The sequence below is a fragment of the Arthrobacter sp. Y3221157 genome, from assembly GCF_059089865.1.
Genome location: NZ_JBNHFD010000134.1, coordinates 1 through 5,383, shown reverse-complemented (window position 1 = coordinate 5,383; position 5,383 = coordinate 1). Strand labels below are relative to the sequence as shown.

Genomic DNA, 5,383 nt, shown 5'->3' with positions numbered 1-5,383 from the left:
TGGCCTGCCGGCCGCGGGGTCGCCTGCGGTTCGGCGGCGGGCGGGCGGTCAGCCCGTGCTTCAGGGACCACGGTTGTCCTTCTTTCCATTGCGGTTAGCTCCACTTTACTGCGGGGTAATATGACCCGGCGGTATCCCGGGGCATACATTGAAGTATGGCTTCGACTTTCACCGCAAATGTTTCCTCTGTTTCCCTGGATCCCCTGGTGGAACCGGCTGGTGAGCTGACCCCTGCCGAGGTGGAGCGCTATTCGCGGCACCTCATCATTCCCGAGATCGGGACCATTGGGCAGCGGCGGCTCAAGAACGCGAAAGTCCTGGTGATCGGCGCCGGCGGGCTGGGATCACCGGCGCTGCTTTACCTGGCGGCGGCCGGTGTGGGAACCATCGGGATCATTGACGACGACGCCGTTGACCTCAGCAACCTGCAACGCCAGGTCATCCATGGGGTGGCCGACGTCGGCAGGCCCAAGATCGAATCGGCCAGGGACGCCATCTCCGCGCTCAACCCGCTGGTGGACGTCCGCCTCCACGATGTCCGCCTGGACGCCTCCAACGCCCTGGAACTGTTCGCCGGCTACGACCTGGTCCTTGACGGGGCGGATAACTTTGCCACCCGTTACCTGGTTAACGACGCCGCAGCCATCCTGGGCAAGCCCTACGTCTGGGGCTCCATCTTCCGGTTCGACGGCCAGGTCAGCGTGTTCTGGGAAAAGCACGGACCCACCTACCGCGATCTCTACCCCGAAGCGCCGCCCGCGGGCGCTGTTCCCTCCTGCGGCGAGGGTGGAGTCTTCGGCATGCTGTGCGCGGCCGTGGGGTCGCTGATGGTGACGGAGGCAGTCAAGCTGATCACCGGCGTCGGACGTTCCCTCCTGGGCCGTGTGGCGCTGTTCGACGCCCTGGGCGGCAGCTGGCGGGAGATCCGGGTATCGAAGGATCCCGCGGCGGAACCCATCACGGAGCTCACGGACTATGAGGCCTTCTGCGGCATCACCCCGGAGGCGCCGTCGGACACCGAACACACTGTGACCGCAACGCAGCTGGCCACCATGCTGGCGTCCCGGAAAGCCGGGCTCAAGGATTTTGAGCTGGTGGACGTCCGGGAGCCCGGTGAATTCGAAATCGTCCGGATCGACGGCGCCGTCCTGATCCCGCAGGGCCGGATCCTGGCCGGCGACGCGTGGGCGGAGATTCCGCAGGACCGGGACATCGTGTTTCTCTGCAAGGCAGGGACACGGTCGGCCAACGTCCTGGCGGCAGCGCAGAAGGCGGGCTACCAGCGCGTCAGCCATCTCGACGGCGGCATCCTCTCATGGGTGCGCGAGGTGGAACCGCACAAGCCCGTTTACTGACCTTGCCAGGCACCGACGCTCTCTCACTTTTCGCGCCCTGTGGAGGGACGCTCTCTCGCTTCTAAGCGGTGAGTGCGAGAGGGTTTGCCGGAGGGGCGCAGGATGTGAGAGAGGGTTGGCCGGAGAGGCCGTTCAGGCGCTTTCGAGGCCCCGATGGTCCACTGGGCATTCGGCCTGGGCGGACGGGCGGGCGGCGGGCTGCTCCACGGTGATGCCGTAGAGGGCCTCCAGGGCCGCCACGTACTCGTCCTGCTGGCCGTTGGCCGCCAGTTCCCGGGCGCGGACCGTGGGCACGTGCAGCAGCTGCTTGACCATGCGGCGGAGTGCGAACTCCACTTCCTCGGCAGCGGCGGTGCAGCCGTGCCGGGCCCGGACTTTTTCCATTTCGGCGTCCAGGACGTTCATGGTGTGGCGGCGGAGGGCAACAATGGCGGAATCCACGGACCGGGCCTCGCGTTCCTGTTCAAAAGCCGTGGCGGCACCCTTGACGATGCTGCTTGCCTGGGCCAGCGATTCGGCCTGTTCCTGCGGCGCGGCGAGGCGGACCGATTCCAGGGTGAGGAGTTCGACGCCGTCCAGCTCGCCGACGGCGGGGTCGAAATCGTGGGTGAGGGCCAGGTCGATGGCGATCAGCGGCTGCGGGGAGTTGGCGCGGACCTGGGCCAGTTCGTCGGCCTCCACTCGGGTATCCGAGCCGCTGCAGCCGATCATGACGTCCGCCGCGGCAACGGCGGGATTGAGGGAATCCTCGTCGAGGGCGGTGCCGCCGCGCGTGGCGACGAACCCTTCCGCCCGGCCGGAGGAGGAGAAGACGGAGATGTCCGTGCAGCCGCGTTCACGGAGCAGTGCCATGGTGGCGCCGGCGTAGGCTCCGGTCCCGAAGACCACCACCTTTTTGGTGGACCAGTCCTGGTTTTCAGAAAGATCTGTTGCAAGGTCCAAGGCGACGGACACGATGGACAGGCCGCGCGAACCGAGCGCCGTCTGGGCGCCTACGTCCTTTGCGGTTTTGGAGGCGGCCTGGAACAGCCGGACCAGACCCGCACTTGCGGTGCCTTCATGCTGGGCGGTGATGAGTGCGCGGCGCACCTGGCCTGCGATTTCCCGTTCACCGACGACGGCGGAGTCCAGCCCTGCGCTGACGGCGAAGAGGTGCTGGGTTACTTCAGGGCCGGTGCGGGTGCTGAAGGAGCGGGATACCAGCGGTTCGCTCAGTCCGCTGGCCTCGCTGATCTGGGCGACAAGCGCCGCGCGCGCGGCCTCTACATCATCCGGATGGGGCGCCTCGCCATAGATCTCGTAGCGGTTGCAGGTGGCGAGGACGACTGCGCCTGTCACCGCCGGCGATCCGGAGAGGGCGTTTGTGGCAATCCCAGAGGAACCGTTGCTCAACTGAGCAACGGTTTCAAGGTCGATGTCGGCGTGTGTAGCCACCAATGAAAAAAGAACCACAGCAGACCAATCATAGCTTTTTCGTTCCTCGGTAGAACAACTCCCTGCCCTGTCCCGGGGGTACCTGGGCTTGTGATTCCTGCCACGGCGGGAAATTTGGCTGCGGGATGACAGGCTGTCGTTATCTTTTGGCGCTGATCTTCGGCAGAATCAATGGCATGACTTCTAGCCCTGCCGTCTCTGCTGCCGGCGCCCTTGCCGCTGACCATCCGCTGCTGGACGGCCGCACCGCGGACTCCCCGCTGATCACCGCCTACCGCGGCGGCAAACCCTCCCGCCGTCCCGTCTGGTTCATGCGGCAGGCAGGGCGTTCCCTGCCCGAGTACCTCAAGGTCCGTGAGGGCATTGCCATGCTGGACTCCTGCCTGCGGCCGGAGCTGGCGTCTGAGATCACCCTCCAGCCGGTCCGCCGGCACGACGTTGACGCAGGCATTTTCTTCTCCGATATCGTCATCCCGCTGAAGCTCGCCGGCGTGGGCGTGGACATCGTTCCGGGAGTAGGTCCTGTCCTTGATAAGCCCGTCCGCACCGCAGCCGATGTGGCAGCGCTGCCGCAGCTGACCTGGGAGGCGCTGGAACCCATCCGGGAAGCCGTCCGGCTGACGGTGGCCGAGCTCGGCAAGACCCCCCTGATCGGTTTTGCCGGCGCCCCTTTCACTTTGGCTGCCTACATGGTGGAGGGCAAGCCCTCCCGCGACCACCTGGGGCCGCGCACCATGATGCACGCCGACCCGGAGACCTGGTCCGCCCTGGCCAACTGGGCTGCCGACGCGTCCGGGATGTTCCTCCGGGCACAGCTTGAGGCAGGTGCCTCCGCGGGCCAGCTGTTCGACTCCTGGGCCGGATCCCTGGGCCTGGCCGATTACACCCGGTACGTCGCGCCTGCCTCAACCCGTGCGCTGGACCACGTGCGGCACCTCGGCGCCCCGCTTGTCCATTTTGGCACCGGCACTTCGGAGCTCCTGGTGGCGATGAAGGATGTGGGTGTCGACGTGGTGGGCGTGGACTACCGGCTGCCCCTTGACGAAGCCAATCGCCGCCTGGGCGGCACCGTACCACTGCAGGGAAACATTGATCCCGCCCTGCTTCCGGCCCCCTGGGAAATCCTTGAAGCCCACGTCCGCGAGGTCATTGCGGCAGGCTCGTCGGCACCCGGACACGTTGTTAACCTGGGCCACGGCGTGCCGCCCGAGACGGACCCCGATGTCCTGACCCGGGTGGTAAAGCTCATCCACTCCATTTCCCCGGAGTAGTCCGTGGGCAGCGCGCCGGCCACGGCACAGACCGCGCTGGTGGTGGGCGGCGGCATCTCCGGGCTGCTCTCCGCGCGGGAACTGGCTCTCGCGGGATACCGGGTCACCGTCCTGGAAGCCGGCAATGAGTGGGGCGGCTGCGTGGGCAGCCATGTGGTGGCCGGCCTCACTCTGGACAGCGGCGCCGAGTCCTTCGCCACAAGGTCCGACGCCGTCGCAAGCCTGGCCACCGAGCTTGGGCTTGGCGGCAACATCGTTAGTCCCCGGCCGGGAGGTGCGTGGGTCCAGTTGCCGGAAGGTCCGCGGGAACTGCCTAAGACGGGCGTGCTGGGCATCCCCGCCAACCCCTGGGACCCGGAGGTCCGGCGTTCCCTTGGGCTGCTGGGTTCCCTCCGGGCGTCCCTGGACCGGATCCTGCCGGCCTCGGTGGGAACCGGGCAGGAGGTGACCAGCGTGTCAGCCCTGGTGCAAGCCCGGATGGGCACCCGGGTCCTGGAGCGGTTGGTCGCCCCCGTGGTGGGAGGCGTCCACTCGGCCGATCCGGGGCTGCTGGACGTTGACATGGTAGCTCCCGGGCTGCGCGCCCGCCTCCGGCAGCACGGTTCCCTCGCAGCCGCCGTTGCCGCCCAGCGGAGCAGCGCCGCCCCGGCAGTTGCGTCCGCTGAAAGGCAACCCGCCAAAGCCGGCTCCGCCGTCGCCGGCCTGGAAGGCGGCATGCACACGCTGGTCGCCGCCCTGATGGAAGCCGTTCGCGGGGAGGGAGTAGCCCTGCTGTCCGCCACACCCGCCGTCGCTATAAACCGCACTCTGGACGGGTGGCACATACAGTCGACCGGCTTGGCCTTCGACGCGAACGTACTGGTGGTGGCGGTGGACGGTCCAGCCGCCGTCGACCTCCTGGCCGGGCCGGTGCCCGCCGTCGCCGGCAAGAAACCGGCACCCGGGCCCGACGTCAAGCTCGTGTCATTGGTGCTGGATAATCCCGCCCTCGACCGCCGCCCCCGCGGCACAGGCGTCCTGGTGGCACCTCAGACCCCGGGGATTGCGGCGAAGGCGCTGACGCACGCCACGGGCAAGTGGGACTGGCTGGCCGCAGCTGCGGGCCCCGGCCGGCACGTCCTGCGGCTGTCCTATGGCCGCGTGGACGGCGTTGGGGGGCAGCCGGCCGGTCCCGAAACGGACGATGAACTCCTGGCCGCCTCATTGTGCGACGCCTCAGCCCTGCTGGGCGTGGACATCAGCAGGGAAACCATCCTTGACTGGGACGTGGTCCGCTGGCGCGGGGCCCTGCCGTTCGCGGCCGTCGGCCACCGCGCGAGGGTA

The 5,383-nt window shown here is 67.9% G+C and carries 4 protein-coding genes; 3 read left to right on the top strand and 1 reads right to left on the bottom strand.

Annotated features, from left to right (window positions below):
* The first annotated feature begins 155 nt into the window (after positions 1-155).
* On the top strand, positions 156-1,355 hold the full coding sequence (gene moeB / locus AC5RTT_RS19435; protein ID WP_494146549.1) for a molybdopterin-synthase adenylyltransferase MoeB: 1,200 nt from the start codon (positions 156-158) through the stop codon (positions 1,353-1,355).
* A 132-nt stretch (positions 1,356-1,487) separates the two neighbouring features.
* On the opposite strand, the gene AC5RTT_RS19430 is transcribed toward moeB, so the two are convergent.
* A complete protein-coding gene (locus tag AC5RTT_RS19430; protein WP_494146548.1) occupies positions 1,488-2,807 on the bottom strand; it encodes a glutamyl-tRNA reductase in 1,320 nt (439 codons plus the stop codon).
* 158 nt (positions 2,808-2,965) lie between these two features.
* Here AC5RTT_RS19430 and hemE point away from each other — a divergent pair, with 158 nt between their 5' ends.
* Positions 2,966-4,060 carry a uroporphyrinogen decarboxylase gene (gene hemE / locus AC5RTT_RS19425; RefSeq protein WP_494146547.1) on the top strand — a complete coding sequence of 365 codons (1,095 nt, stop codon included), beginning with the start codon at positions 2,966-2,968 and terminating at the stop codon, positions 4,058-4,060.
* Between the two features lie 3 nt (positions 4,061-4,063).
* Positions 4,064-5,383, top strand: a 1,320-nt coding sequence (hemG, locus tag AC5RTT_RS19420) for a protoporphyrinogen oxidase (RefSeq protein ID WP_494146546.1), incomplete at its 3' end; no start/stop codon positions are given.